At 38.7% G+C, this 25,104-nt stretch carries 24 protein-coding genes; 13 read left to right on the top strand and 11 right to left on the bottom strand.

The window, feature by feature from the left end; genetic code table 11:
* Positions 1–43: 43 nt before the first annotated feature.
* A complete protein-coding gene (locus JNUCC52_RS18620) occupies positions 44–304 on the bottom strand; it encodes a DUF1871 family protein (RefSeq protein WP_173479751.1) in 261 nt (86 codons plus the stop codon).
* A gap of 73 nt (positions 305–377) precedes the next feature.
* Between JNUCC52_RS18620 and JNUCC52_RS18615 the strand changes: the two genes are divergently transcribed.
* A complete protein-coding gene (locus tag JNUCC52_RS18615) occupies positions 378–1,562 on the top strand; it encodes a MalY/PatB family protein (protein WP_337980538.1) in 1,185 nt (394 codons plus the stop codon).
* 182 nt (positions 1,563–1,744) lie between these two features.
* On the opposite strand, the gene JNUCC52_RS18610 is transcribed toward JNUCC52_RS18615, so the two are convergent.
* From JNUCC52_RS18610 to JNUCC52_RS18600, 3 genes are all read right to left on the bottom strand, one after another.
* Positions 1,745–3,097: an IS1182 family transposase gene (locus tag JNUCC52_RS18610; protein ID WP_337980537.1), complete on the bottom strand. Its 1,353-nt coding sequence runs from the start codon at positions 3,095–3,097 to the stop codon at positions 1,745–1,747.
* Positions 3,098–3,395: 298 nt separating this feature from the next.
* On the bottom strand, positions 3,396–3,608 hold the full coding sequence (locus JNUCC52_RS18605) for a hypothetical protein (RefSeq protein WP_173479753.1): 213 nt from the start codon (positions 3,606–3,608) through the stop codon (positions 3,396–3,398).
* 24 nt (positions 3,609–3,632) lie between these two features.
* Positions 3,633–4,220 carry a peptidylprolyl isomerase gene (locus JNUCC52_RS18600; protein WP_173479754.1) on the bottom strand — a complete coding sequence of 196 codons (588 nt, stop codon included), beginning with the start codon at positions 4,218–4,220 and terminating at the stop codon, positions 3,633–3,635.
* 347 nt (positions 4,221–4,567) lie between these two features.
* Here JNUCC52_RS18600 and JNUCC52_RS18595 point away from each other — a divergent pair, with 347 nt between their 5' ends.
* Positions 4,568–6,418 carry a transglycosylase domain-containing protein gene (locus JNUCC52_RS18595; protein ID WP_337980536.1) on the top strand — a complete coding sequence of 617 codons (1,851 nt, stop codon included), beginning with the start codon at positions 4,568–4,570 and terminating at the stop codon, positions 6,416–6,418.
* 197 nt (positions 6,419–6,615) lie between these two features.
* Here the strand turns inward: JNUCC52_RS18595 and JNUCC52_RS18590 are convergent, their stop codons facing one another.
* Positions 6,616–7,179 carry a DUF5366 family protein gene (locus JNUCC52_RS18590; protein ID WP_173479756.1) on the bottom strand — a complete coding sequence of 188 codons (564 nt, stop codon included), beginning with the start codon at positions 7,177–7,179 and terminating at the stop codon, positions 6,616–6,618.
* Between the two features lie 154 nt (positions 7,180–7,333).
* Between JNUCC52_RS18590 and JNUCC52_RS18585 the strand changes: the two genes are divergently transcribed.
* The 7 genes from JNUCC52_RS18585 to mnhG are packed head-to-tail and all read left to right on the top strand — an operon-like array spanning position 7,334 to position 13,095.
* On the top strand, positions 7,334–9,751 hold the full coding sequence (locus tag JNUCC52_RS18585) for a Na+/H+ antiporter subunit A (RefSeq protein WP_337980535.1): 2,418 nt from the start codon (positions 7,334–7,336) through the stop codon (positions 9,749–9,751).
* The gene (locus JNUCC52_RS18580) at positions 9,738–10,160 is read left to right on the top strand and encodes a Na(+)/H(+) antiporter subunit B (protein ID WP_173479758.1); all 423 of its coding nucleotides are present in this window, start codon (positions 9,738–9,740) and stop codon (positions 10,158–10,160) included. The genes JNUCC52_RS18585 and JNUCC52_RS18580 overlap by 14 nt, the downstream gene beginning before the upstream one ends.
* Positions 10,160–10,501, top strand: a complete 342-nt coding sequence (locus JNUCC52_RS18575; protein ID WP_173479759.1) for a Na(+)/H(+) antiporter subunit C — start codon at positions 10,160–10,162, stop codon at positions 10,499–10,501. The genes JNUCC52_RS18580 and JNUCC52_RS18575 overlap by 1 nt, the downstream gene beginning before the upstream one ends.
* A complete protein-coding gene (locus JNUCC52_RS18570) occupies positions 10,494–11,981 on the top strand; it encodes a Na+/H+ antiporter subunit D (protein ID WP_173479760.1) in 1,488 nt (495 codons plus the stop codon). The genes JNUCC52_RS18575 and JNUCC52_RS18570 overlap by 8 nt, the downstream gene beginning before the upstream one ends.
* 4 nt (positions 11,982–11,985) lie before the next feature.
* Entirely contained in the window at positions 11,986–12,465 is a 480-nt protein-coding gene (locus JNUCC52_RS18565; protein ID WP_139860689.1) for a Na+/H+ antiporter subunit E, read from the top strand.
* Positions 12,462–12,743: a Na(+)/H(+) antiporter subunit F1 gene (locus JNUCC52_RS18560; protein ID WP_139860686.1), complete on the top strand. Its 282-nt coding sequence runs from the start codon at positions 12,462–12,464 to the stop codon at positions 12,741–12,743. Before JNUCC52_RS18565 ends, JNUCC52_RS18560 begins: the two co-directional genes overlap by 4 nt.
* On the top strand, positions 12,727–13,095 hold the full coding sequence (gene mnhG / locus JNUCC52_RS18555; RefSeq protein ID WP_139860683.1) for a monovalent cation/H(+) antiporter subunit G: 369 nt from the start codon (positions 12,727–12,729) through the stop codon (positions 13,093–13,095). Before JNUCC52_RS18560 ends, mnhG begins: the two co-directional genes overlap by 17 nt.
* Before the next feature lie 141 nt (positions 13,096–13,236).
* Here the strand turns inward: mnhG and cysC are convergent, their stop codons facing one another.
* The 4 genes from cysC to JNUCC52_RS18535 are packed head-to-tail and all read right to left on the bottom strand — an operon-like array spanning position 13,237 to position 16,787.
* Positions 13,237–13,830, bottom strand: coding sequence for an adenylyl-sulfate kinase (cysC, locus tag JNUCC52_RS18550; RefSeq protein WP_139860680.1), 594 nt, complete (start codon positions 13,828–13,830; stop codon positions 13,237–13,239).
* On the bottom strand, positions 13,827–14,966 hold the full coding sequence (gene sat / locus JNUCC52_RS18545; RefSeq protein WP_337980534.1) for a sulfate adenylyltransferase: 1,140 nt from the start codon (positions 14,964–14,966) through the stop codon (positions 13,827–13,829). Before sat ends, cysC begins: the two co-directional genes overlap by 4 nt.
* Before the next feature lie 41 nt (positions 14,967–15,007).
* Positions 15,008–16,069, bottom strand: a complete 1,062-nt coding sequence (gene cysP / locus JNUCC52_RS18540; RefSeq protein WP_443136927.1) for a sulfate permease — start codon at positions 16,067–16,069, stop codon at positions 15,008–15,010.
* A 16-nt stretch (positions 16,070–16,085) separates the two neighbouring features.
* Positions 16,086–16,787: a phosphoadenylyl-sulfate reductase gene (locus JNUCC52_RS18535; RefSeq protein WP_173479762.1), complete on the bottom strand. Its 702-nt coding sequence runs from the start codon at positions 16,785–16,787 to the stop codon at positions 16,086–16,088.
* 520 nt (positions 16,788–17,307) lie between these two features.
* On the opposite strand from JNUCC52_RS18535, the gene JNUCC52_RS18530 reads away from it, so the two are divergent.
* Genes JNUCC52_RS18530 through JNUCC52_RS18515 form a run of 4 tightly spaced genes read left to right on the top strand, consistent with a single transcriptional unit; the run spans position 17,308 to position 21,179 of the window.
* Positions 17,308–18,360 (top strand): sulfate ABC transporter substrate-binding protein, encoded by a 1,053-nt coding sequence (locus tag JNUCC52_RS18530; RefSeq protein WP_337980533.1) that lies wholly within the window; start codon positions 17,308–17,310, stop codon positions 18,358–18,360.
* Positions 18,361–18,371: 11 nt separating this feature from the next.
* On the top strand, positions 18,372–19,205 hold the full coding sequence (cysT, locus tag JNUCC52_RS18525) for a sulfate ABC transporter permease subunit CysT (RefSeq protein ID WP_139860254.1): 834 nt from the start codon (positions 18,372–18,374) through the stop codon (positions 19,203–19,205).
* Positions 19,206–19,217: 12 nt separating this feature from the next.
* Positions 19,218–20,093 carry a sulfate ABC transporter permease subunit CysW gene (gene cysW / locus JNUCC52_RS18520; RefSeq protein ID WP_173479764.1) on the top strand — a complete coding sequence of 292 codons (876 nt, stop codon included), beginning with the start codon at positions 19,218–19,220 and terminating at the stop codon, positions 20,091–20,093.
* A 15-nt stretch (positions 20,094–20,108) separates the two neighbouring features.
* Positions 20,109–21,179 carry a sulfate/molybdate ABC transporter ATP-binding protein gene (locus JNUCC52_RS18515; RefSeq protein WP_337980532.1) on the top strand — a complete coding sequence of 357 codons (1,071 nt, stop codon included), beginning with the start codon at positions 20,109–20,111 and terminating at the stop codon, positions 21,177–21,179.
* A gap of 382 nt (positions 21,180–21,561) precedes the next feature.
* On the opposite strand, the gene cysI is transcribed toward JNUCC52_RS18515, so the two are convergent.
* The gene (gene cysI / locus JNUCC52_RS18510; RefSeq protein WP_337980531.1) at positions 21,562–23,280 is read right to left on the bottom strand and encodes an assimilatory sulfite reductase (NADPH) hemoprotein subunit; all 1,719 of its coding nucleotides are present in this window, start codon (positions 23,278–23,280) and stop codon (positions 21,562–21,564) included.
* Between the two features lie 16 nt (positions 23,281–23,296).
* Positions 23,297–25,084, bottom strand: coding sequence for an assimilatory sulfite reductase (NADPH) flavoprotein subunit (locus JNUCC52_RS18505; RefSeq protein WP_337980530.1), 1,788 nt, complete (start codon positions 25,082–25,084; stop codon positions 23,297–23,299).
* Positions 25,085–25,104 lie beyond the last annotated feature (20 nt).

Below are 25,104 nucleotides of genomic sequence, written 5' to 3'. Positions count from 1 at the left end.
TAGCCCTACAAGCTATTTCCAATAGAAAAACACTATATGTCGATTAAATAATGCATTTTGCTTCAAACTTAATGGCAATTAGTTTGTATGAAATGGCAACACAATCTTCAATTGGAATCCATTGCTCAAACGAGTGCTCGTAAGTTTCTTGAATGACCTTTGCAAGTGCTGAGGGGTCATCAATACTTTGTAATGCTGCAACAACATCTGCTGTTTCTGTATCATAATGCTCAGCTCCGATGTGGAAAGGATCCCACTCCGCTAGCAGATGTACGGCTGCTCGATTCATTTTTATATTTTCCAAAATACTCACCTATTATCCTTTAATCTTAATAGGTATGATACCATAGTAAAAAAAAAAGAAAAGAGTGATTTGCTTGTCTATTTTCGATCAAACTTTAAATCGTCGCTATACTAACTCAGTAAAATGGGACGCAATGGAGAAAATTTATGGCCTAAACGATACGACAGAAATATTACCAATGTGGATAGCAGACATGGACTTTGCTCCACCAACAGCTGTTTCAAAGGCATTACAAAAGCATGCGGAGGGTGCCATTTTTGGTTATGGCTTTGTATGTGAGGAAGTAAAACAGTCGATAGTTGACTGGCAATACAATCGTTATAATTGGCACATCGAAAAAGAATTCATTTCTTTTAGCCACGGGGTTGTATCAGCATTAGCAAATATTCTAACCGCATTGACTAATGTAGGTGATAAGGTACTTATTTCAACACCTGTCTATCCGCCATTTTTTAATATCCCAAAAAGCAATGGTCGTGAGGTCGTAACTTGTCCGTTAGTAGAAAAAGACGGTATGTTTGTCTATGATTTTGAGGCATTTGAACAAACACTTGCCCAAGATATTAAAGCTTACATATTGTGTAACCCACATAATCCAGGTGGTTATGTATGGGATGAAGCCACACTAAAAGAGATTATTCGTCTTTGTGCAAAGTATGACGTTCTAATTATTTCAGATGAAATCCACGCAGATTTAATGTTAGATGGTGCCCAGCATACTCCGCTTGCAAAAATTGCAGGTGATGAAATCGATCGTGTAATTACATGTATGGCACCGACAAAAACATTTAACCTTGCAGGTATCCAAGTGTCTTATATTATTGCAACAGATAAGAAAAAACGCCTTCTATTAGAGGCAGTTAATATGGCCAGTGGTCAAGGATCATTAAACAGCTTTGCTCCTATTGCTCTGCAAGCCGCTTACACTGAAGGATTACCATGGCTAGAAGAGTTACTTCCTTATATTTCTAATAATATGGATTATGTCATTAGCGAGTTAACGCAATTACCTGGCATACACATTGCAAAACCTCAAGGCACATACTTGCTGTGGATTGATTGTCGTCAATTAGGCATCGACGAAAAAGAAATAATGAAGCAACTGCTTGAAGTTGGAAAACTTGCATTAGAACCAGGTTCAAAATATGGTGAAGAAGGCCGTGGCTTCCTACGCATGAACGTCGCGTGCTCATTTGATACTGTAAAAGATGCAGTCGCTCGCTTTAAGCTTGCGTGCCAGTCACTCAAACAATTCTGAATCTTTAAAGTGCCAGTCACTTAATGGTGGTTGTGCCATAAAAAAAAGCACTCTTTCGCAGAGTGCTTCAGCTTGTCGACAAAAGGGATTAAGAATAGAATTCTTAATCCCTTTTTGTTATTTTCTTTGTAAAAAATGGGTTCTTACTTTAATTTTGACCATACTCTTCGAGCATTTCCTCTCTATGAAGCAGCTTGCCATGTCCAAGTAGCAAGCTTTTTCAAATTCATGGCAGCAAAAGTAAGCATCGCCTGCATGGACAATTTTTTAAGACCTCTTAAGGTTGTCCATCGCATACCATGCTTTTCTTTTGCATCCGCAAAGACACGTTCTATCGTTTCTTTGCGCTTTGCATAAATTTGTTTAATATCATAGGAATGGCGCAAATGTTCAGCTTCTTCCATATAGGTTTCCCATATATGCCGTTGAATCAGTTTTTGATGATTCCTGCTTTCTGTACATTGTGATAGCAAGGGGCAATTCGCACAAATCGTTGGATTCGATTTATATTGGCGATACCCTTCCTTCGTCGTTGTCGTATATTTCAATACCTGCCCTTGTGGGCAAAGATAACAATTATAGTACTCATCGTACACATATTCGTGCTTTCGAAAGAAACCATCTTTTGTTTTAGGACGTGTATAAGGGAGAACAGGTAACATTTGATTCTCTAATAAAAAGTTAGTGATGGCAGGTGTTTTATAAGCAGCGTCCGCAGCAATCGCTAATGGCTTTTTCACTTTTTCAATGATTTTTTCAACAAGTGGCTGCAATACATAGCTATCGTGCACATTTCCTGGAGTCACAATCGTTCCTAATACAAAGCCTTTTTCATCTGTCGCTGCATGAAATGAATACGCAAACTGCTTAGTCCGTTCATCCTTAACATAATAACCACTCTCAGGGTCTGTCGTACTTTCTTTGATTTCTTTCCATTCATCTTTTTTAAATTTCTGTGGAGGGAAGGGCTTTTTTCCGTTTTCCTCACGATCAATATTTAATTCCAGTTGGAGTTTCTCTTCATAAGCACGTGTTTCTTTTCGAACGACTTTTTTATCATACTTTCGTTTATTGGCGCTCGCTTTTACATGCGTCGAATCAATAAATACATGGTCCGCATGAAGGAGCCCTCGATTCATAATTTCTTTTAGAATACGATAGAATATCTGTTCAAACACATTTGTGTCTTGGAAGCGTCGTGCATAATTTTTACCGAAGGTAGAGAAGTGAGGAACTTCTGTATGGAAGCCAAAACCTAAAAACCAGCGATAGGCCATATTCGTTTCAATTTCTTTGATAGTTTGACGCATAGAGCGAATACCAAAAACGTATTGAATAAAGGTCATTTTAAAGAGAACAACGGGGTCAATACTTGGACGCCCTAAAGATGAATAGAGGTTTTCGACTAATGGATAGATAAACGAAAAATCAATCGCTGCCTCTAGTTTTCGAACTAAATGGTCTTGTGGCACCAATTGGTCAATTGTCAGCATTTCTAATTGGTCACGTTCATTGATTTGATTTTTCGACATCATTTTCCATCACCTCAAATAGATTATTTTATTTATAGTTGATTGATAGCAATTCATATCAAGTTGATTGGAGCGAAGGGCGGGCGACTCCTGCGGGAAAGCACAGAACGTAAGACGCAACAAACCGCGCGTTAGCGAGGGTTGCGGCTTACGTGTGTGCCCGCGGAAAGCGCCCGAACGTAGCGGAAATCAACGGCAGTAGACATCTATTTTTATTTTAAAATGAAAAAAGACTGTAGGCAAACTCGAAATTTTTCGAGTTTGTCTACAGTCTGAAGCACTCTTTCGCAGAGTGCTTTTTTTATACGTTTTGTTGATTGTTTGTGCTATTTCGTTCAGCTAAAATACGTGTTTCGATTTCCTTAGACTTTAATTCCTGCTTTTTAGAGATTTTACGGAAAATCATAAATACGCCTATACATAAAATAAGCATGATTAAAAATTCGAAAGCTGCTGGAATGTACGCTGTTTTATCTTCAGGGAAATATAAAAATTGATACATTAAATGTTCCATATTTTCTACACGTCCTTACAATTATTATTCAAAAACTGTAATTGACTCAATTTTAACATCTTCAAGCGGTTTATCGCGGTTATCTTTTGCTACATCAGCAATTTTATCAACGATATCCATACCTTCTACAACATGACCGAATACAGAGTGTTTATGGTCTAACCATGGTGTCCCACCGTTTTTAGCATATGCCTCAATAATTTCTTCTGGGAAACCAGCACCTTGAAGTTGGCGCAGCATATCGCTTGGCAGGTGTTTCATTTGTACGATAAAGAATTGTGAACCATTTGTGTTTGGACCAGCGTTTGCCATTGAAAGTGCACCACGTAGGTTAAATAATTCATCAGAAAACTCATCTTCAAATGAGTTACCCCAAATTGACTCACCGCCCATACCTGTACCAGTAGGGTCACCGCCTTGAATCATGAAATCTTGAATAACACGGTGGAAAATGATGCCATCGTAATAACCTGATTTTGCATGACCTAAGAAATTTTCAACAGTTTTTGGTGCTTGTTTTGGAAATAGTTTAATTTTTAAAGCACCTAAAGTTGTTTTCATTTCTACTAGTACTTCGCCTTCTTGTACTTCTGTTGTTAATTGTGGAAACATTGGAGTCTCTCCTTTAAATGTAAAATTTCAGTTTCAATGAAAATGATCATCCTAGATCATTTCTGACCTCATATTAGTCTAACATACTTCCTAGCTGTTTTCTCCATCTAAGTATTGACGAATTTTGTAATTTTACAATCGTTCAACCAATTATATTTGCGATAACAGCGAAACTTCTGCTTGGTACCTATGGTAGTATAACCCAAAATAATGGTGGAAGAAACAGACTACCGCTGTCATTTGTTTTTATAGTTTTGTATTGCGTAAATAGGTCTCAACGAGTATTTGGAAAGCATCCAAAATATGCTATTCTGTTGAAAGACTTATTTTCAAAGTTGGAGGCATATATGAAAAAGGTTTTTGGTTTTATTATTATTACTCTATGTTTACCTACCATTTGGTGGATTGGAACGAATATACGAACAGAGTTGAATACAGCTCAAGCGCACGAAGAACAAATCGAAGGGACAATTGATGTGCCTGACGTACAAGTTCAACTTCCCGTTACATTAATAGATCAGAATGGTCAAACCTTTAGCGAAGAATATGTCGAATGGCGACAACCATTAACACTGCAAGAAATTCCACAAATTGCCCAGGAAATTTTTATTGCTAGTGAGGATGCTGACTTTTATGAACATATCGGCTTCGATCTAAGTGCCATTATTCGTGCTGTTGTCGCAAACTCTAACGCTAATGCCACATCACAAGGTGGCAGTACCATTACACAACAGCTTGTTCGAATGCGCTATCTATCTGATGAAAAAACGTACGAACGTAAATTAACGGAATTATTTTATGCCTACGAACTAGAAAAAAAATACGATAAAGATGCAATTTTAACAATGTATTTAAATGAATCTTATTTTAGCAACCAAGTTTATGGCATCGGAAGTGCCGCGACTTTTTATTTTCAAAAATCAATTCAAGATTTATCAATTGCTGAAATTGCTTTTATTTCCGCTATTCCAAACAACCCATCACTTTATAATCCTTTGAAAAATTTTGATGAAACAAAGGCAAGACAGGAACGGCTACTCGATACACTCGCTGCAAGTGGCGCAATTACAAAAGAAGATGCCACTTCTTATAAAGCAGCACCAATAATATTAAATGTCAAAAATAAGATGCAAAGCTATCCGATGTATAGCACTTATGTTCTTCAAGAGCTACGTTGGCTTGTAGCCGAAAAAGAGGGCTACAAAGATCGACTTCAAAATACACAAAGTGAAGAAGAAAAAAAGTCGATTCAAACACAACTAGACAACCGTCTCCACACTTTGTTTCAAAATGGGTTAACTATTTATACTGCCCTTGATCCAGCTAAACAAAATTATGATGAACAGCATATGACAGCTATATTAGGAACTGGGGAATTGCAGGCAGCAGGAGCTGTTATTAATAACACTTCGCGTGAAATTATCAGCCTCTATGCTGGTAAAAATTACGAGAAGTTTGACTATCATCGAGCTTTTCAAGGACCAAGACAGCCTGGTTCAGCATTTAAGCCACTTGCTGTCTACGCACCTTTTTTTGAAACGAGCACACATACGCCTGATTCCATCGTAAACGGTGGTAGTTATTGTGTCGGTTCTTTTTGCCCTCAAAACTATGGGGGGTATAAATATGGGGATGTGACTATTCGTACAGCATTCCGTAATAGTTATAATACTTCCGCGCTTCGTCTTTTTAACGCTGTTGGAGTGGATACGGCATTTAGTTACCTTGATCGATTCCATTTCCGCTCCATCGTAGCAAAGGATCATACGTACGCCGCTTCATTGGGTGGATTAACGTACGGTGTCACAGCACTTGAGCTAGCAGATGCCTATACAAGCTTTATTGATGGCTCATATGTCTTGGCACATAGTATTCGCAAGGTGACGGCAAATGATGGTACCGTGCTATATAGCTGGGATTCGGAACGCGATCAAATATGGTCGCCCAAAACGGTAAAATATATGCGGGAGTTACTTGCTGAGGTTGTAACAAATGGGACGGGGCAAGGTGTTTATAATAATAGTAATTATGTTGGGGCTAAGACTGGTACGACAAATGATTACCGCGATTATTGGCTCGCGGGCTTAAATGATCAGTATACAGCCGCTGTCTGGCTAGGCTATGATAAACCTCAACCAATGGAAAAACTAGAAGCGTATAAAATCCATCACAAGCTATTTAATGTTTTACTAGAGTAATATCTCCTTGCAAAAAACGACTTCTTATAGCGTAAAAACCCACTTCGCTTTCCTGCGGGCACTCTGTAAGCCGCAACCGTCGCTATCGCGCCGCCTGTTGCGTCTTACTTTGCGTGCGTTCCCGCAGGAGTCTAAGTGGGTTTTTACTTGGTTATTTCCTACTGACAAAATTCAGAATTGTTTCGGTGCCTGTCACTCTATTTTGCAAAAGGAAGGCTTGCCAGTACACCGTTATACAATTTTAAAATGACATAAACTAATAACGAAAATAATATTGTCCACATGAAAAGCTCAAATATTAGTAATCCAATCGTTCCCCCCATGGACATAAAAAGGCTCATTTTATAGATAAGATAAATGAAATAAACAAAAATCGTTAATACGAATATACCCGCTAATGCATAAATCGATTGAATAGCAAAGACAGAACACATAGCTCCAATAAATAAAATGACATAGCCTCCACGTGCTTGGCTTACCGCTGCCCCTTCATTATCTTTTGAAAAAAATAACATTCCTAGTTCATGAATTGTTTCTCCAACTAATTTAAGCGCTGAAATTGCCATAAAAAAAATAACTGCAAATACAACAAGCAATAATACACGTAATTCAAAATCCGATAAAAATTCACGCATTCCTGAATAAACACCGATTGCTTGGAAGATTTGTAATGCTTCGCCTACTGCATACATACCGAACGTTAAACTAAACAATAAAATTGTAATTAATGGTAAATAACCATATATGTAAGGGTTCCTCATAAAAAATTTTTTCCTCTGTTTTTTTTTGATAACTTCCTATTTATAATATAGCTAAAATTCCCCTGCTATCCAAGCTAAATCCTGTTAGGCCATATGCATTCCCTACGAAAGTACGTTATAATTATTACACTTACCTGCATAAAGGAGGATTTTTTTGTTACAAGTACTCTATATTTTCATCCCGATGCTTGCTGCAATATTTGTGCCTTTTATATATAAAAGCATTAAAAATATTCACACAGGCTGGTTTGTTCTTGCAGTGCCTGCAACACTCGCCATTATTTACGCAACTTATATAGCGAGAGTTGCCCAAGGAGAAGTGTTTTATGATGGGATACCTTGGATTCCATCGCTCGATATTTCGATCGTATCGTATTTAGATGGACTTAGTTTACTGTTTTCGTTACTCATTACAGGAATTGGCTCACTCGTTGTGCTTTACTCCATTTTCTACTTAGATAAACATAAAGAAAAACTACATAATTTTTATGTTTACTTATTATTATTTATGACTGCAATGCTCGGGGTTGTACAATCTGACCATTTAATTTCATTGTACTTCTTCTGGGAGTTAACGTCGATTTCATCATTCCTACTTATTGGATATTGGTACACACGTGATGCTTCTCGCTTTGGTGCACTAAAATCCATGATGATTACAGTCTTTGGCGGCTTAATGATGTTAGGAGGATTTATCCTTCTTTATTTAATGGGTGGAACATATTCAATTCGTGAACTCATTGCAATGGCACCAAACCTAGTGCAACATCCATTGTTCACATGGGCACTTGTTTTATTACTCCTAGGCGCATTTACAAAATCTGCACAATTCCCATTCTACATTTGGTTACCAGATGCCATGGAAGCACCGACACCTGTCAGCGCATACTTACACTCTGCAACAATGGTAAAAGCAGGCATTTACTTAGTTGCTCGCTTTACACCAATTTATGCAGCTTCTGAGCTATGGGTTTGGCTTGTTACAGGAATAGGTTTGTTAACACTATTCTGGGGTTCGTTCTTTGCAGTAAAACAAACCGATTTAAAAGGAATTTTAGCATTTTCTACTGTCAGTCAGCTTGGATTAATTATGTCGTTACTCGGCGCTGGGGCAGTTGCATTTCATGTAAACGGTGCAGCTGATTCAGTGTTTAAATATGCGGCCTTTGCAGCCATTTTCCACCTAATCAACCATGCCACATTTAAAGGTAGCTTATTCATGATTGCTGGGATTATTGATCATGAAACAGGTACTCGTGATATTCGTAAGCTTGGAGGATTAATGAGCATTATGCCGCTTAGCTTTACAGTGGCGGCTATTGGCAGCTTCTCAATGGCAGGTTTACCACCATTTAATGGTTTTCTAAGTAAGGAAATGTTTTTAACAGCTATGTTAGCACTTCAAAATTTTGAATTTTTTGGTTTTGATACATGGGGTGTTCTCTTCCCTATCGTTGCTTGGATAGCGAGTATTTTTACGTTTATTTATAGTTTCTACTTTGTATTTAGAACATTTACAGGAAAATATAAACCAGAGCTTTACACGCATAAACCACATGAGGCGCCAATTGGTATGCTAATATCACCGATGATTTTAGCATCATTAGTAGTCATTATTTTCTTCATCCCTAATATTATTGGGGATACGTTTGTCAAACCAGCAGTACAAGCTATTCAGCCTTTTTTATATGATCTTCCTGAAGATATCAATATTCACGTGGCTGCCTGGCATGGGGGTCTAACACCAGAATTAATCATGACTATCGGTATTGTCATTATAGGTGTCCTTTTATTTGTTGGCTTACCTAAATGGCAAGGCATTTATAATCTATTCCCACGTGCTCTTACGCTCAATAATGCCTATGACAAAGCAATGTACGGTTTAGATGTCGGATTAAATCGTGTATCCCGTCTTTATATGACTGGTTCAATGCGCCACTACTTATTGTATATGTTTAGTGCTATTGCCGTTATTTCCATTGGGACATTATTTGCCAAGGATGCCTTTTCATTATCATTTGAAGGTGCGGCACCAATTCGATCTTACCAATTAATTTTAATTGTCGTGTTAATTATCGGCACAGCGATAACTATTTTTGCGAAGTCACGTCTTACAGCAATTATTGGACTTGGCTCTGTCGGTTACACTGTCGCATTATTCTTCGTTATGTTCAATGCACCTGATTTAGCATTAACACAGCTAGTAATTGAAACTATTTCTGTTGCATTATTTTTATTGGCGTTTTATCATCTTCCGAAACTCGGAAAACGTGAGGAACGCATGCGCTTTCAGTTAAATCGTGCAGTTATCTCCATCGCAGTTGGTGTGATGGTGACGCTTATAGCTTTATCGGCACATTCTCAAAAGCTTGTGCCGACTATCTCAAAATATTACGAAGAAACCGTCTATTCTTTAGCGGGTGGCGGCAACATCGTCAATGTTATTTTAGTAGACTACCGTGGCTTTGATACATTATTTGAAATTACAGTGTTAGGTATTGCTGGAATGGCAATTTTAGCAATGATTAAGCTGCGTATGAATAGAAAGGAGAAATCGCATGAAAACAAATGATGTGATAATACAATTTACAGCTAAAATTGTATTCTTCATTATTTTCTTCTTCTCCATTCATATTTTTTTAGCTGGTCATTATACACCAGGTGGAGGCTTTGTTGGTGGACTTTTAACATCCAGTGCCATCGTGCTTTTAGTACTTGCCTTTGATTTAAACACTGTACGCAATGTTTTACCGATTAACTATACGTATTTAACTGCAACGGGCTTATTATTGGCACTTGCAACAGCGGCATTCCCTATGTTTTTAGGGAAACCATTTTTCACACATTTCTTTGATTATTTCGATTTACCGCTTCTAGGTAAGCAATCCTTACACACTGCCATGCTTTTTGACAGCGGTGTTTACTTGGTTGTTGTTGGCGTTACGATGACCATTATTCAAACGATTGGAGAGGATGAATAATGGAAATAATTATGGCGTTTGTCATTGGCTTTTTGTTTATGGCAGCTGTTTATTTAATATTATCGAAAAGCTTATTACGCATTATTATTGGTACTGGACTTTTAAGTCACGGTGCACATTTACTCATTTTAACAATGGGTGGACTGACAGGGGAAGCTCCTCCTGTATTAAAAGATGGGGCCAAAACATTTGCGGACCCTTTACCACAAGCTTTAATTTTAACCGCGATTGTTATTAGTTTTGGGGTAACGGCTTTCTTCCTAGTACTTGCCTATCGCTCGTATCAGGAGCTAGAAACTGATGATATTAGTTTAATGAGAGGAAGTGATGAGGATGAATAACTTCCTTTTACTACCAATCATCATTCCGTTCTTCTTCGGTATGATTTTAATGTTTGGGCAGAAAAATTTAAAATATCAGCGCTCGTTTGCTTTACTGGGAATCCTACTCGCTTTCATATCAGCCATTTCCCTATTGATGAAAGTAAAACATGATGGTCTGCAAAAGGTGACATTCGGGAATTGGCCAGTACCTTATGGTATAACAATGGTTTCTGATATGATGTCAGCACTATTAGTAACAACGACATTGCTCATTGCATTCTTCGTTGTGTGGTATGGCTTTGGTTCTATCACAAAAGAGCGAGAACGCTTTTTCTATTACCCTGGTATTATGTTTATTTTAACAGGTGTGAATGGCGCATTTACGACAGGGGATATTTTTAACTTATTCGTATTCTTTGAAGTACTGTTAATGGCGTCGTATTTATTAATTGTACTAGGTGGAGAAAAAGGACAACTGAAAGGCTCCATTAAATATATTTTAATCAATGTCATTTCTTCTGCATTGTTTGTTATTACGGTAGCTTTTCTTTACTCCGTTGTAGGCACATTGAATATGGCAGACATTGCAGTGAAAATTAGCGACATTAATCAGCCAGGTATCATAACCGTTATTGCTGTGTTATTTTTAATGGTATTTGGTTTAAAAGCGGCGATTTTCCCGCTTTACTTCTGGCTTCCAACTTCATATGCAGCTGCACCCATTCCTGTGTTAACACTATTTGGGGCACTTTTAACAAAAGTTGGCGTTTATGCGATTACTCGCACATATACATTATTTTTCGTCCATGATTTATCGTATACACATCATTTGTTAATGATATTAGCGATTGGAACGATTATTGCAGGCTGTATCGGGGCACTTGCCTATTTCGATGTCAAACTTATTATTATCTACAACATTGTGATTGCAGTCGGTGTCATTTTATTTGGTGTATCTCAAATGAATGAAGTAGCGTTAAAGGGTGCGATGTTTTACTTAATCCATGACATGCTAATTAAGGCTGCTCTCTTTATGTTGATTGGTATTGTCATTTACATTACAGGCACATCAGATTTACGTAAGATGGGCGGTCTTATGAAAAAGTACCCTGTGCTAGGCTGGTTTTATTTAATAGCTGCCTTCGGTTTAGCTGGCATTCCCCCACTTAGTGGTTTTGTGGGCAAGCTGTTAATCGTTCAAGGGGGCTTTGAGGCTGGAAGCATGTGGAGTAGTATTTTTATTTTAGCCTCCTCTTTACTTGTGTTACTTTCTGTTATTCGTATTTTCCTTTATGCCTTCTGGGGTGAGGAAAAAGAAACAACAGGTACTGTCGATAAAAAAGTATATACTACCCTTTTTGTGCCAACTGTCGTATTAGTGCTTATTACAGTAGCATACGGTGTCGGTTCAGAGTGGATTACACCATTTATGGATGATGCTGCAAAACTATTAAATGACCCATCTATTTATATAGATGCTGTAATGAAGGAGGATTAGAGCTATGGCATTTCAAATTATTTTAAACTTTGCTCTTGCCTTCGTTTGGATGTTTCTTTCATCGAACTATACAGCAACAGGCTTTATAGTAGGCTTCATTCTCGGTATTATTTTGCTCGTGATTATGAGGAGATTCTTTTTTAAAAGGCTCTATGTTTTCCGTATATGGGCAATCATTAAACTTACGATCCTGTTCTTTAAGGAGTTAATATTAGCAAATATTCAAGTACTAAAAGTTGTGCTAAAACCTAAGCTAGATATGCAACCTGCCTTCTTTGCTTATCCAACTGTCTTAAAAGAAGATTGGGAAATTACATTATTATCGAGTCTCATTACATTAACACCAGGAACCGTCGTCGTACATGTATCGGATGATGCCAAAACATTGTTTGTCCATGCTATTGATATTAGTGATGTGGACGATGCCATTGCATCCATCCGAGACTCTTTTGAAAAAGCCATTTTGGAGGTGAGTAAATCATGATGACGTTTATTATTGCAGCGATCGTAGTGATTTGCTTATCAATGATAGCAGTAATTTTCCGTATGGTGAAAGGACCATCTGCGTCCGATCGCGTCGTAGCACTTGATTCCTTAGGGGTATCACTCATTTCATTAATCGCGTTATTTTCGATTTTAGTGGAAACGAGCTTCTTTTTAGAAATTGTATTATTGTTAGCGATTTTATCGTTCATCGGTACAGTTGCTTTCTCTAAATTCATAGAGAAAGGAGACATCATTAAACGTGACAATTCTCGCTAATACTTTAGTTATTCTGTTCATTTCTATCGGAGTACTATTTATCGTCGTAACAGCTATAGGGCTCATTCGATTACCAGATTTGTATACACGGGCACATGCCGCTTCTAAAAGTGCAACACTCGGTGTTATGTGTGTATTGATTGGTGTATTCTTTCACTTTTGGCTTATCGAGGATCATTTTAACCCTCGTATTTTACTCGGTATATTGTTTCTCTTTATTACAGGCCCTGTCGGTGGACATATTATGACCCGTTCCTCCTATATAGCAGGGGTGAAACCTTGGAAAGGAACAGTTCGTGACGAGCTAGGTCCTGAGATTGATAAAATGAAAAAAGAACAAGGTATCAAATAAAAAGACTTAAACAAAAACAAAAAGTGTTAGATTGACTGCAATCAATCTAACACTTTTTCTATGTCGTTACTCTCCGCAGGTTTATTGGCGATTTCTCAAGTTTAATCGGCGATTCGCGGACTTTTATCGGCGATATACCATTTAAATATAGCCCTTCGCCGTTAAAAACGTCGTGAGCTGCTCGACACATTCCTCAATAGAATAGCGCTCAGTGTCCAAAATAAATTCGGGATGTTCTGGTTCTTCATATGGCGCACTAATACCTGTAAAATTAGCAATTTCTGCATTGCGGGCTTTTTTATAAAGACCTTTTGGATCGCGCTGCTCACACGTTTCTACAGAGCAGCTAACATACACCTCTAAAAATTCTCCCTCTTCCACAAGTTTTCGAACAACTTGGCGATCCTCTCTATAAGGTGAAATAAAGGCTGTAAGTACAATTTGACCACTTTCCACAAAAAGCTTGGCAACTTCCCCGATACGTCTAATATTCTCCTTACGGCTTACTTCATCAAAGCCTAAATCATTATTTAAACCATGTCGTACATTATCGCCATCAAGTACAAATGCCTGGTTCCCTCGTTCAAATAGTGCACGGGCAAGTGCATTTGCTACGGATGATTTCCCTGAAGCTGATAGCCCTGTAAACCATAAAATAAAGCTTTGATGTTTATTTTGAGTGCGGCGTTCTTCTTTTGTAATGGATGATTCATGCCAAACGATATTAGAGCTCATTTTAAAACCTCCTGACGCATTCCTTTAATCAGAACATCGACCACTTCTTTGCGGCTAAATGTACTTGGAGGTACTTCCCCGTTTCGCAGCATTTCGCGCACCTTCGTACCAGATAAAATAACATGGGATGCGCTATCATGCGGGCATGTTTTGGTTGTTGCCATCCCTTCACATGTAGTGCAATAGAAACTATGCTCAAACTTTAACGGTACAATACCAAGCTCATCTTCTGTAAATTGTTCAAAGATTTTTTGTGCATCATATGTGCCATAATAATCGCCTACACCAGCATGATCACGTCCTACAATAAAATGGGTGCAGCCGTAATTTTTTCGCACAAGTGCATGGAAAATAGCTTCCTTTGGTCCTGCATAACGCATAGCTGCTGGAAAGACACCTAATTGCACACGATTTTGAGGATAGTAATTTTTTAATAGCACCTCATAGCTCTCCATACGTATCGTAGCTGATACATCATCCGACTTCGTTTCACCAACTAATGGATTTAAAAATAAGCCATCAATTGTTTCTAATGCCGCCTTTTGAATATACTCATGTGCACGATGGACTGGATTACGTGTTTGGAAGCCCACAATAGTTTGCCAACCCTTCTCCTTAAATAGCTGACGTGTTTCCTTTGGATCAAATGAATACGTAGGGAATTTTTGCTCAAGGCGCTTAATTAATGAAATTTTACCGCCTACATATATGGCCTGCCGCTCATGGAGCTTTTTCACGCCAGGATGTGCTAAATCCTGTGTACCGTAAACGAGTAATGCCTCTTTTTGTTTATCTGGCTCATATATATCAGTAATATCAATAATCCCATAAACATCGTTGCCATATACTAATTTCGCTTCATCTCCTGGCTGTAATGTTGCAGCCAACTCTTTGTCAACAGGAAGTGTAATAGGAATACTCCACACAATGCCAGAGGCCAACCTTGTATGTTCAACGACAGATTCGTAATCATTTTTAGTGAAAAAGCCATCGATTGGGCTATATCCACCAATTGCAATTAACTCTAAATCGCTTAATGCGATTGCATCCAATTCGATCTCCTTTGTAATATGTACTATCGATTTTTGTGGATGATAGGCTTGCACTAAAGCTCCGCCATGTGGTTGTAACGTCATTTTCATTCCCCCTAAATTGATTTAAATAGTATGTTTTATAGTTAAATACCTTCACCTGCATCGTATATTGACCGTTCTTCTTCACGCATTGTTCGCATTAAACTAATTGCACCCAGCGTTCCGATTATGACGCTTCCCATTATGACGATGGCATATAAATCTTTCTCCATAAATAACTGAACTAGACTATAAGAAATGGCTAATGAAAAAATAGGTGAAACAATCCAAATACACATAATTTTTTTTACGATGTGCTTATGAAAAATTTGTTTGCCGCTTTTCGCCATCCCTATGCCAATGATAGAGGATGACGTTACTTGTGTTAGTGGTACAGGCAATCCAAACAATGAACTGATACCGACAAGCAATGCACCTGTACTTGAAATTAAAATGCCCTCAGCTTTCTCAAAGCGAACAATCTTTTTCCCATTTGTTTCGAGTACGCGTCTTCCTAATAGCATTGCCCCTAGTGCAACAAATGCACCACCAAGCCATATGCCATTTGTGACAGTTATCATCCCAGCACCTACGAGTGGGCCAACAGCATTGGCGACATTATTCATACCTGCTGAAAAGGCTTCAAAAAATCCTGCAAGTACAAGGAGCACTGTTAACAACGGATGGTTTGTCAAAAAGCTCTTTCCTCGAAATCTATAAAGTAACTTGCCAACTACGAGTGCAATAACAAATGCAATCAGAGGAACGATGACCCAAAAGGCCATAATAACAAGTAATGATTTGACATATAGCACACGATAAGCAATTCCTACACCAACAACTGCCCCTACAGTAACTTCACTTGTTGATAATGGAATACCTAGTAAATTGGCAAGGAACAATGAGCTTGTGGCAGAAATTAATATAATCACAACGATTTTTACAGTTATATACTCTTGTGGCATAATCCCTGAGCTTATCGTTTTTACAACTTCCCCACCACCTAAAATGGCGCCTGCAAAAACCCCTACTGCACAAATTAGTAATGCGTGCCAAGCTTTTTTAATAGCCCCCGCTCCATAGGCTACACCCATTGAAGCGGCAGCTCCACTTGCACCAATATTCATTGCAAAAAATAAACTAATGGCTATCGCAATATATTCCAGCATCATTTAACCGCCCCTATTCATGTAACCCACATTCAGTTTTAGCAGATCCTTGCCATCTGCCTGCACGTAGGTCATCCATTGTAAATGCTGGTTGTGTGCAGTGTTCACAGCCAATGCTCGGATAGCCTTGATCATGTAGCGGATTATAAGTTAAATCATGCTTTGATACATAACGCCATACATCTTTCCACGACCAGTGAATGAGCGGACAAATTTTAATCGACTTAAATTTATCATCACGATTAATAAAATTCGTCTGTTGTCGTGTCGGTGATTGTTCCCTACGCAAACCTGAAATCCAAGCAGTAGCTCCTGATAAAGCCTCATGCAACGGCTTAATTTTTCGAATATCACAGCACTTATTAGGGTTGGACTTCCATAATTCATCTCCATATTGAGCCTTTTGCTCATCAAGCGTAAGCTTGGGTTTCTGCAAGATGATATTAAGCTGTGGATATTTTTTCTTAACTCTTTCAATCGTGTCATATGTTTCCTTAAAATGGACATCTGTGTCTAAAAAAACAATAGTAGCATTAGGTTTAACCTTTGAGATCAGATCAATTAAGACGATTCCCTCTATACCAAAGCTACAAGCATACACGATGTCATCCCCATATTGTGCATAGCTCCATTGTAAAACCTCTAGTGCACCTTTAAAGGTTTCATCCACTCCAAAGTTAGTCGTTGGCTCCTGCCAAGTTGCATACGTTAACATGTAATCCCCCTCGAAACATTTTCGGATATAGAAAAAGGCGTTTTAACAACAGACACAATTATGGTAGTGTGTCTTCGTTAAAACGCCTCTAGTTTGACTAGCCAGCTTTTATGGATGATTGTAAACTAGTAATCTTGTACCTCATTTATCAATCAATTTCTTATTACCAAATATATACTAAATTACACCTAGTAGTCAACTAGGTTTTCTAAAAAATCTGAACTTTTTTCTGCAATATCGTCTTCTCTCCCATTTAGTGGCACCTTCAAATAATATTATTCACGTCATTCGCCCTTTGCTACTCAGCAATTGCATGACACATACTTTGTCTGTCTAAAAAGAGAAATTTTTTTAATTCCTTGTTGACTAATAGGAAATATATGTTTAATGTGGTAATAAGCTAATTAAAACAAAAAAATGCTGATCAGAGGATCTGAAGGCCATCTACTCAAAATGTGTTTGTACACGTTTTTGACAGATGGCCTTTTATGTTCTTTTGATGAAAAAGGGGAGATTTTGGATGAAAAAAAGAAAGCATATTTTCCAATCGTTCGTACTGTTATCTGGCTTAACTTTACTGTTAACAGGATGTAATAGCGCGTCCACAGACAACGATACTAGTACGGAAGACATAAAAAAGCCAGTTGAGCTACTAAATGTTTCTTATGATCCAACACGTGAGCTTTATGACGAATTTAATAAAGACTTTATTGCCAAGTGGAAAAATGAAACAGGTCAAGATGTGAAGATTCATCAATCGCATGGTGGTTCTGGTAAACAAGGACGCGCAGTCATTGATGGTCAAGAAGCTGATGTTGTAACACTTGCACTTGCCTACGATATTGATGAAATTGCACAAGCTCGCGATTTACTAAACAAAGACTGGCAAACAGAATTTGAAAATAATTCTACACCATACACTTCCACAATTGTTTTTTTAGTTCGAAAGGGCAATCCAAAAGCTATACAAGATTGGCGTGATTTAACAAAAGACGACGTATCAGTCATCACACCAAATCCTAAAACTTCAGGCGGTGCACGTTGGAATTACTTAGCCGCATGGGGGTATGCTGCGAAGTTGTATAACAATGACGAGAAGCAAATAAAGGAGTTCATGAAGGCATTGTATAGCAATGTGGAAGTACTTGACTCTGGTGCTCGAGGCGCAACGACTACGTTTGTTGAAAGGAAAATAGGTGATGTATTAATTGCTTGGGAAAATGAAGCCTATTTATCTCTCAATGAATTAGGGGAGGACGAATTTGAAATCGTTACACCTTCATTGAGTATTTTAGCAGAGCCCCCTGTCGCAATTGTTGACAAAATTGTAGATAAAAAAGGAACACGCAAAGTGGCAGAAGCATACTTACAACATTTATATAGCGATATTGGGCAAGAAATTGCTGCAAAAAACTATTACCGACCACGCAATGAAGAAATTTTAGCAAAATATCAAAGTCAATTTCCTCAGCTTGAACTCATATCAATTGAAGATTTTGGCGGTTGGACAGAAGCACAGTCGAAGCATTTTAAAGACGGCGGCACGTTCGATGAAATTTACGTCCCACAATAAGGAGGCATATGATGAGTAGCCTAACAGTAAAAAAGAAGCCGGCACGTGTTATTCCCGGCTTCCATCTTTCTCTTGGTTATACAATGCTATACGTTAGTTTGCTTGTGCTCTTGCCTTTAGCAATGATTTTTATTCAAACGATGTCCTTGAGCTGGGCTGAGTTTGTGACCATTATAACTGATCCTCGTGCCGTTGCTTCCTATAAGCTTAGCTTTGGCACAGCGTTAGCCGCTGGGTTACTTAATGTCGTCTTTGGTACCATTATCGCTTGGGTACTTGTGCGCTACGATTTTCCGTTCAAGCGCATCATTGACGGTCTCGTAGATTTACCATTTGCTTTACCTACAGCTGTAGCAGGAATTGCGTTAACATCTCTTTATGCCCCGAATGGCTGGATCGGGCAATTTTTCGATTTTAAAATTGCCTTTACACCACTTGGTATTATCATTGCGCTAACCTTTATTGGACTTCCATTTGTAGTGCGCACTGTGCAACCTGTTTTACAAAATATAAGTACTGAAGTCGAAGAAGCCTCGGCAAGTCTTGGAGCAACCCGTCTCCAAACCGTCACGAAAATTATTTTCCCTGAACTGGCACCTGCTATTTTAACAGGCTTTTCGTTAGCCTTTGCACGTGCCTTAGGGGAATATGGATCAGTTGTCTTTATTGCGGGAAATATGCCGATGAAGACGGAAATTACACCGTTAATTATTATGACTAAGCTTGAACAATATGACTATGCAGGCGCTACATCTATCGCGGCTGTCATGCTTATTACATCCTTTGTCTTATTATTCACCATAAATTTGATACAGTGGCTGGCAAACCGTCGCTTTGTACATTAGGAGGAGGTATTTATGGATCAATCAACGGTAATCGAACCATTTGCTCGTAAATCACATATTGCCACGGCAAAGCCAGCTGCCCTTCAGGAGCCTCGCATTGTTCGTTATGTATTAACTTTTATTGCGCTTGCTTTTTTAGCATGTTTTATCGTTCTTCCCCTCGTTTCCATTTTTATAACAGCTTTTCAAAAAGGAGCAGATGTTTATTTTGCAGCCATTACCCATCCAGATGCATTAGCTGCTATAAAGTTAACTTTAACTGTAGTAGCAATCGCAGTTCCTTTAAATGCAATGTTCGGTATAATGGCCGCTTGGGTACTAACGAAATTTAACTATAAGGGAAAAAATCTATTACTTACGGTCATTGACTTACCTTTTGCTGTGTCACCAGTTATCGCAGGTTTAGTGTTTATATTGCTATTCGGTGCACAAGGTCTTTTTGGGAACTGGCTATTTGCCAATGATATTAAAATCGTATTTGCCTTACCAGGCATTGTACTTGCTACTATTTTTGTTACTTTGCCCTTCGTAGCAAGAGAGCTTGTGCCATTAATGCAGGCACAAGGAACATCCGAGGAAGAGGCTTCTATTTCTCTCGGTGCGAATGGCTTTAAAACGTTTTGGTATGTTACATTACCCAACATTAAATGGGGTTTATTATATGGCTTAATATTGTGTAATGCCCGTGCTATTGGTGAATTCGGTGCTGTTTCTGTTGTATCAGGTCATATTCGGGGCATGACGAATACGATGCCACTTCATATCGAAATTTTATACAATGAATATCAATTTTCAGCAGCCTTTGCTGTTGCATCATTAATGAGTGTGCTAGCCATCATCACGCTTATTATAAAAGATATTGTTGCGTGGAAATCAAAATCAATTTAAAGGAGGTTTACTTGCTTGAGTATACAAATTCAAAATGTATCAAAGAAATTTGGTTCTTTTCAAGCACTTCAAGATGTATCCATCGATATCCAATCTGGTGAATTGGTAGCACTGCTAGGTCCTTCTGGTTCTGGTAAAACGTCATTACTGCGTGTAATAGCAGGACTTGAAGCTTCGGATGTCGGCGAAATTTTATTTGACGGTCAAACGATTACTAATCATCATCCAAAGGAACGCAACGTTGGCTTTGTATTTCAGCACTATGCGCTTTTTCGCCATATGACCGTTTTTGATAATGTCGCTTATGGGCTAAAAGTAAGACCAAGGAAATCTAGACCAAGCAAAGCAGAAATAAACGATAAAGTAATGACATTACTGCGACTTGTTAAACTTGAAAATTTCTCAGATCGTTATCCAACACAGCTATCTGGTGGGCAACGTCAACGTGTTGCACTCGCTCGAGCACTCGCTGTCGAACCTAAAGTACTTTTATTAGATGAACCATTCGGTGCACTTGATGCGAAAGTACGTAAGGAATTAAGACGCTGGTTGCGGAAGCTGCATGATGATTTTCATATAACGAGCATTTTTGTAACGCATGACCAAGAGGAAGCACTCGATGTGGCTGATCGTATTGTCGTCATGAACAACGGTAAAATTGAGCAAATTGGCAGTCCAGATGAAGTGTATACCAACCCTAAAAGTCCATTCGTCTATGATTTCTTAGGTAATGTCAACCTCTTCAAAGGGCGTTTACATAACGGAAAGCTGACACATGGAGAATTTGCCATAGATGTGCCAGACACACACGCACATTCGCAGGACGATGCTGTAGGCTATGTTCGACCACATGATATCCAAATCGAAAAAACAGCGGTGCCAGGCACTGTCCCTGCTCAAATAAGCCATATTCATTTGCTCGGACCAATCGTACAAATTGAACTGCGTCGTCTTGATATTGATGAATTTTTAGAGGCAGAGCTGACAAAAGATCAATTTACCAATCTCTTGCTAAAAGTAGGCGACAATGTATTTGTAAGACCAAAGCAATTAAAGGTATTTATTCCAGAGGATTTTTCTATTTAAAAAGGTTGGGTTAAAATTTTGTGCACGCGGGAAGAAGGTGTTCGTAAATTTTTACTCTTAGCGGAGGTAGGGTGCCAGGCACATATCTATTTCCTTGCTAGCAATGTAATTTTATAACTTTCCAAGTAAAAATCCACGAAGACTCCTGCGGGAACAGCACAAGTTGTAAGACGCAACAAACCGCGCGACAGCGGGGGTTGCGGCTTACACTGTGCCCGCGGAAAGCGCAGTGGATTTTTACGATTTAGGAAGTCATTCTTATGATAGGTATCTATACTACCTTCCCGCGGAAAGCATCCGTCGTAGTAGACATTAATGGCCTAGCAAAAAAGTGTTAGATTGATGGCAGTCAATCTAACACTTTTTCTACTTTGCATATATTTTAGTTATGAAATTCACGTCCATCAACGACGGCTGATACATAACCTGCACGAATAACAAAATCCCCGAAATGTTCACCATCTAAACGGTCCTTTGCATAATGCAAAAGAATTGGACGTAATTCTGCTAAAATTTCTTCTTCCCCAATATTTTCTCGATATATTTTATTCAACCGATTACCTGTAAAGCTTGCGCCAAGATACATATTGTACTTGCCTGGTCCTTTGCCGATAAAGCCTATTTCACCCATTGCTGCACGTGAACAGCCATTTGGACAACCAGACATACGAATAACAATTTCGGTATCATGTAAACCAGCTTCATCAATAATCGTATCAATCTTCGTAATGAGTGAAGGCAAATAACGCTCTGCCTCTGCCATTGCTAAGCCACACGTAGGTAACGATACACAAGCAATTGAATTGCGGCGTAGTGCAGAGTAATGCGCGCCATCTGTTAGCTTATATTGCTCAATAAGGTCAGCAATTTTTTTCTTCTGCTGTTGCGATACATTACTAATCATTAAATTTTGATTTGGTGTTAATCGAAAATCTCCAGTATGCACTTTGGCGATTTCTCGCAGCCCTGTTAGCAGTTCGTAATCCTCAAAATCTTTAATACGCCCATTTTGAATAAATAATGTGTAATGCCACTTACCTTCAGCACCTTTGACCCAACCAAATTCATCTCCAGTGCGTTCAAAAGTAAATGGACGCTCCTCCTGTAGTTCCCAACCTAAACGACGATGTAATTCTGCTTTAAACCAGTCGAGTCCACGCGCATCAATGGTATATTTAAAACGTGCATTTTTTCGAACTGAACGATTACCATAATCTCGCTGAATCGTAATAATTTTCTCTGCCGTTTCAAGCAATTTGTCAGGTGTAATAAAGCCAATACTTCGAGCAAGCTGTGGATATGTTTCATGGTCACCGTGTGTCATCCCCATGCCACCACCAACAGCTACGTTAAAGCCGACTAGCTGTTCTTCTTCAATGATTGCGATTAAACCGATATCCTGTGAGTAAACATCCACATCATTGCTTGGTGGAATTGCCATGCCAATTTTAAATTTACGTGGTAAATATTGTGCACCGTAAATAGGCTCGATTTCTTCTTCTTGGCTATCTACTACTTTTTCGCCATCAAGCCATAGCTCGTGATAGGCACGTGTTCTTGGCAATAAATGTTCACTTAACTTTGCTGACCAATTGTAAATTTCCTCATGTAATGCCGATTGGTTTGGATTGACATTACACATTACATTTCGATTCACATCTCCACAGGCAGCAAGTGAATCTAACAATACCTCATTGATTTCTTGCATATATTTTTTGACATTCCATTTCAATATGCCGTGTACTTGAAATGCCTGACGTGTCGTTAATTTTAATGATCCATTGCCATATTTTCTAGCCATCTCATCCATTACAAGCCACTGTGCAGGTGTTGCAGCACCACCAGGTGTTCGTACTCGCACCATAAACTGATAGGCTGGCTCTAACTTTTGACGTTGCCGCTCATTTCGCAAATCTCGGTCATCCTGTAAGTAGCTTCCGTGGAATTTCATTAATCGATTGTCATCCTCGGGAATTCCTGAGCTTAATGGATCTTTCATTGTCCGTTCAAGTGACCCACGTAAGTAGTTACTATCACTTTTAATGCGTTCTACATCACTAGGTGTTCCAGGTTGTGGCGGTAAAATAATTTTTTCAGTCATTTTTTTCGCTCCTTTACTAATAAACGTCACGTTGGTAGCGCTTGTGCTGTTTCAATTCATTAATATACGCTTTCGCTTCTTCAGGCGTTTTGTTCCCTTGTTGCTCAATTATGCGACGGATTGTTTGATCGACATCCGCTGCCATCGATTTTTCATCGCCACATACATAAATAACAGCCCCTTGCTCCAGCCATTCGTAAAAGGCTTGTGCCTTCTCCTCGATTTTATGTTGAACATATATTTTTTTATCTGTATCACGAGAAAAGGCGATATCCATTTGAGCTAATATTCCTGACGCAAGCCAACGCTGCCAATCTGTTTGATAAAGGAAATCCGTTACAAAATGCTGATCACCAAAAATTAACCAAGTATTGCCCGCTATCCCTAATTCCTCTCGCTCCTCTAAAAATGCACGATATGGAGCAACTCCTGTGCCAGCACCAATCATAATAATTGGTGTATCAGCTTGTTCTGGCAATCTAAAGTTTGGATTTTTATGAACATAAATTGGCAATGTATCACCAATATTAACGCGCCCTGCAACACTACCTGAGCACACCCCGAAACGTACGCGGCCATTCGTTTCATAGCTTACTTTTCCAATTGTTAAATGGACCTCATCACTATTTGCCAATTGGCTACTCGCAATGGAATAAAGTCTAGCTGGTATTTTACGTAGCAGGTTAACAAACTGTTGTGCATCCCAAGTAAATGGAGCAAAATCTTCAGCGATATCTACTAAATCTCTTCCTCTGGCATAGTCCTTCCAAGCTGTAGCACTTTCAATTAGCTTGGCAAATTCCTCATGCACCGTATAGGCACTGATTTTTTGTAGAAGTGGCTTCGATAACACCGTAATTTCTAACTTTTTCTGTAGCGCATCTTTTAATTGCATTACTTCATCAAACACAGTTACTTGTGCCTGTGGGTTAAACTGTAATGCTGTTACTAATGCGTTCACTATTGATTCATCATTTTCTGGAAGAATACCGATGCTATCTCCAGGCTCAAAATGAAAATTTGCTCCTTCAATCGCTAACTCAATATGACGCGTTTCCTTATTTGAGCCTCGACCATTTAAATTGATGTTTTCCAATACTTCAGCATAATACGGATTTTTACGGGAATATGTAGCGTCACCTTCTACTATTTGCTTTTGATCGGTTTTTGTTGCCGTATTTGTGTGCTGTAATAACGCCTGTTGAACAGCCGTAAACCAATTGGCAGCTGCTTCGTCGTAATCGATATCACAGTCTGTTCGTGGCACGATACGTGTTGCGCCTAGCTTTTCAAATTGCTCGTCAAAATCCTGACCTGTTTTACAGAAAAATTCATAGGAGCTATCGCCTAATGCCAGTACGGAAAAATGCAAATGCTCTAATTTAGGTGCACGCTTACTGTGTAAAAATTCATAGAATTGGATTGCTTGATCAGGTGGTTCCCCTTCCCCATGTGTACTTACTACGAGCAATAAATTCGTTATTTTCTTTAAATTATTTGGCTTAAACTTCGCTAAAGAAGTGACTGTCACCTCAACATTATTAGCTTTTAATGCAGCTGCATATTTTTCAGCTAAGCCTTGGCTATTTCCAGTTTGTGAACCATATAACAATGTTACTGTTTTTGTTGTTGGGGCAACTGACAATTTTTCTTCTTCTACTACATTAGTATCGATGGTTGCTAGTGGGGCACTTAAGTAACCATTTAACCAAATTTTTTGTTCTCCTGTTAAATTAGGTAATAGCTCATTTAATAGCTTCACCTGCTCCTCATTAAAAGGACTGTTTATTACTTGCAGTTTCAAACTATGCCACCTCACGTATA

Origin of the sequence: Lysinibacillus sp. JNUCC-52 (genome assembly GCF_015999545.1) — a bacterium.
Lineage (GTDB): Bacteria > Bacillota > Bacilli > Bacillales_A > Planococcaceae > Lysinibacillus.
This window is presented reverse-complemented; position numbering and strand designations above follow the sequence as displayed.

What these genes read in the sequence shown, in the direction of transcription:
- JNUCC52_RS18610 (WP_337980537.1), bottom strand. Translation starts at nt 3,097, where the DNA reads ATGATGTCGAAAAATCAAATCAATGAACGTGACCAATTAGAAATGCTG.
- JNUCC52_RS18605 (WP_173479753.1), bottom strand. Translation starts at nt 3,608, where the DNA reads ATGGAACATTTAATGTATCAATTTTTATATTTCCCTGAAGATAAAACA.
- JNUCC52_RS18600 (WP_173479754.1), bottom strand. Translation starts at nt 4,220, where the DNA reads ATGTTTCCACAATTAACAACAGAAGTACAAGAAGGCGAAGTACTAGTA.
- JNUCC52_RS18595 (WP_337980536.1), top strand. Translation starts at nt 4,568, where the DNA reads ATGAAAAAGGTTTTTGGTTTTATTATTATTACTCTATGTTTACCTACC.
- JNUCC52_RS18590 (WP_173479756.1), bottom strand. Translation starts at nt 7,179, where the DNA reads ATGAGGAACCCTTACATATATGGTTATTTACCATTAATTACAATTTTA.
- JNUCC52_RS18580 (WP_173479758.1), top strand. Translation starts at nt 9,738, where the DNA reads ATGAAAACAAATGATGTGATAATACAATTTACAGCTAAAATTGTATTC.
- JNUCC52_RS18575 (WP_173479759.1), top strand. Translation starts at nt 10,160, where the DNA reads ATGGAAATAATTATGGCGTTTGTCATTGGCTTTTTGTTTATGGCAGCT.
- JNUCC52_RS18570 (WP_173479760.1), top strand. Translation starts at nt 10,494, where the DNA reads ATGAATAACTTCCTTTTACTACCAATCATCATTCCGTTCTTCTTCGGT.
- JNUCC52_RS18565 (WP_139860689.1), top strand. Translation starts at nt 11,986, where the DNA reads ATGGCATTTCAAATTATTTTAAACTTTGCTCTTGCCTTCGTTTGGATG.
- JNUCC52_RS18560 (WP_139860686.1), top strand. Translation starts at nt 12,462, where the DNA reads ATGATGACGTTTATTATTGCAGCGATCGTAGTGATTTGCTTATCAATG.
- cysC (WP_139860680.1), bottom strand. Translation starts at nt 13,830, where the DNA reads ATGAGCTCTAATATCGTTTGGCATGAATCATCCATTACAAAAGAAGAA.
- sat (WP_337980534.1), bottom strand. Translation starts at nt 14,966, where the DNA reads ATGACGTTACAACCACATGGCGGAGCTTTAGTGCAAGCCTATCATCCA.
- JNUCC52_RS18535 (WP_173479762.1), bottom strand. Translation starts at nt 16,787, where the DNA reads ATGTTAACGTATGCAACTTGGCAGGAGCCAACGACTAACTTTGGAGTG.
- JNUCC52_RS18530 (WP_337980533.1), top strand. Translation starts at nt 17,308, where the DNA reads ATGAAAAAAAGAAAGCATATTTTCCAATCGTTCGTACTGTTATCTGGC.
- cysT (WP_139860254.1), top strand. Translation starts at nt 18,372, where the DNA reads ATGAGTAGCCTAACAGTAAAAAAGAAGCCGGCACGTGTTATTCCCGGC.
- cysW (WP_173479764.1), top strand. Translation starts at nt 19,218, where the DNA reads ATGGATCAATCAACGGTAATCGAACCATTTGCTCGTAAATCACATATT.
- cysI (WP_337980531.1), bottom strand. Translation starts at nt 23,280, where the DNA reads ATGACTGAAAAAATTATTTTACCGCCACAACCTGGAACACCTAGTGAT.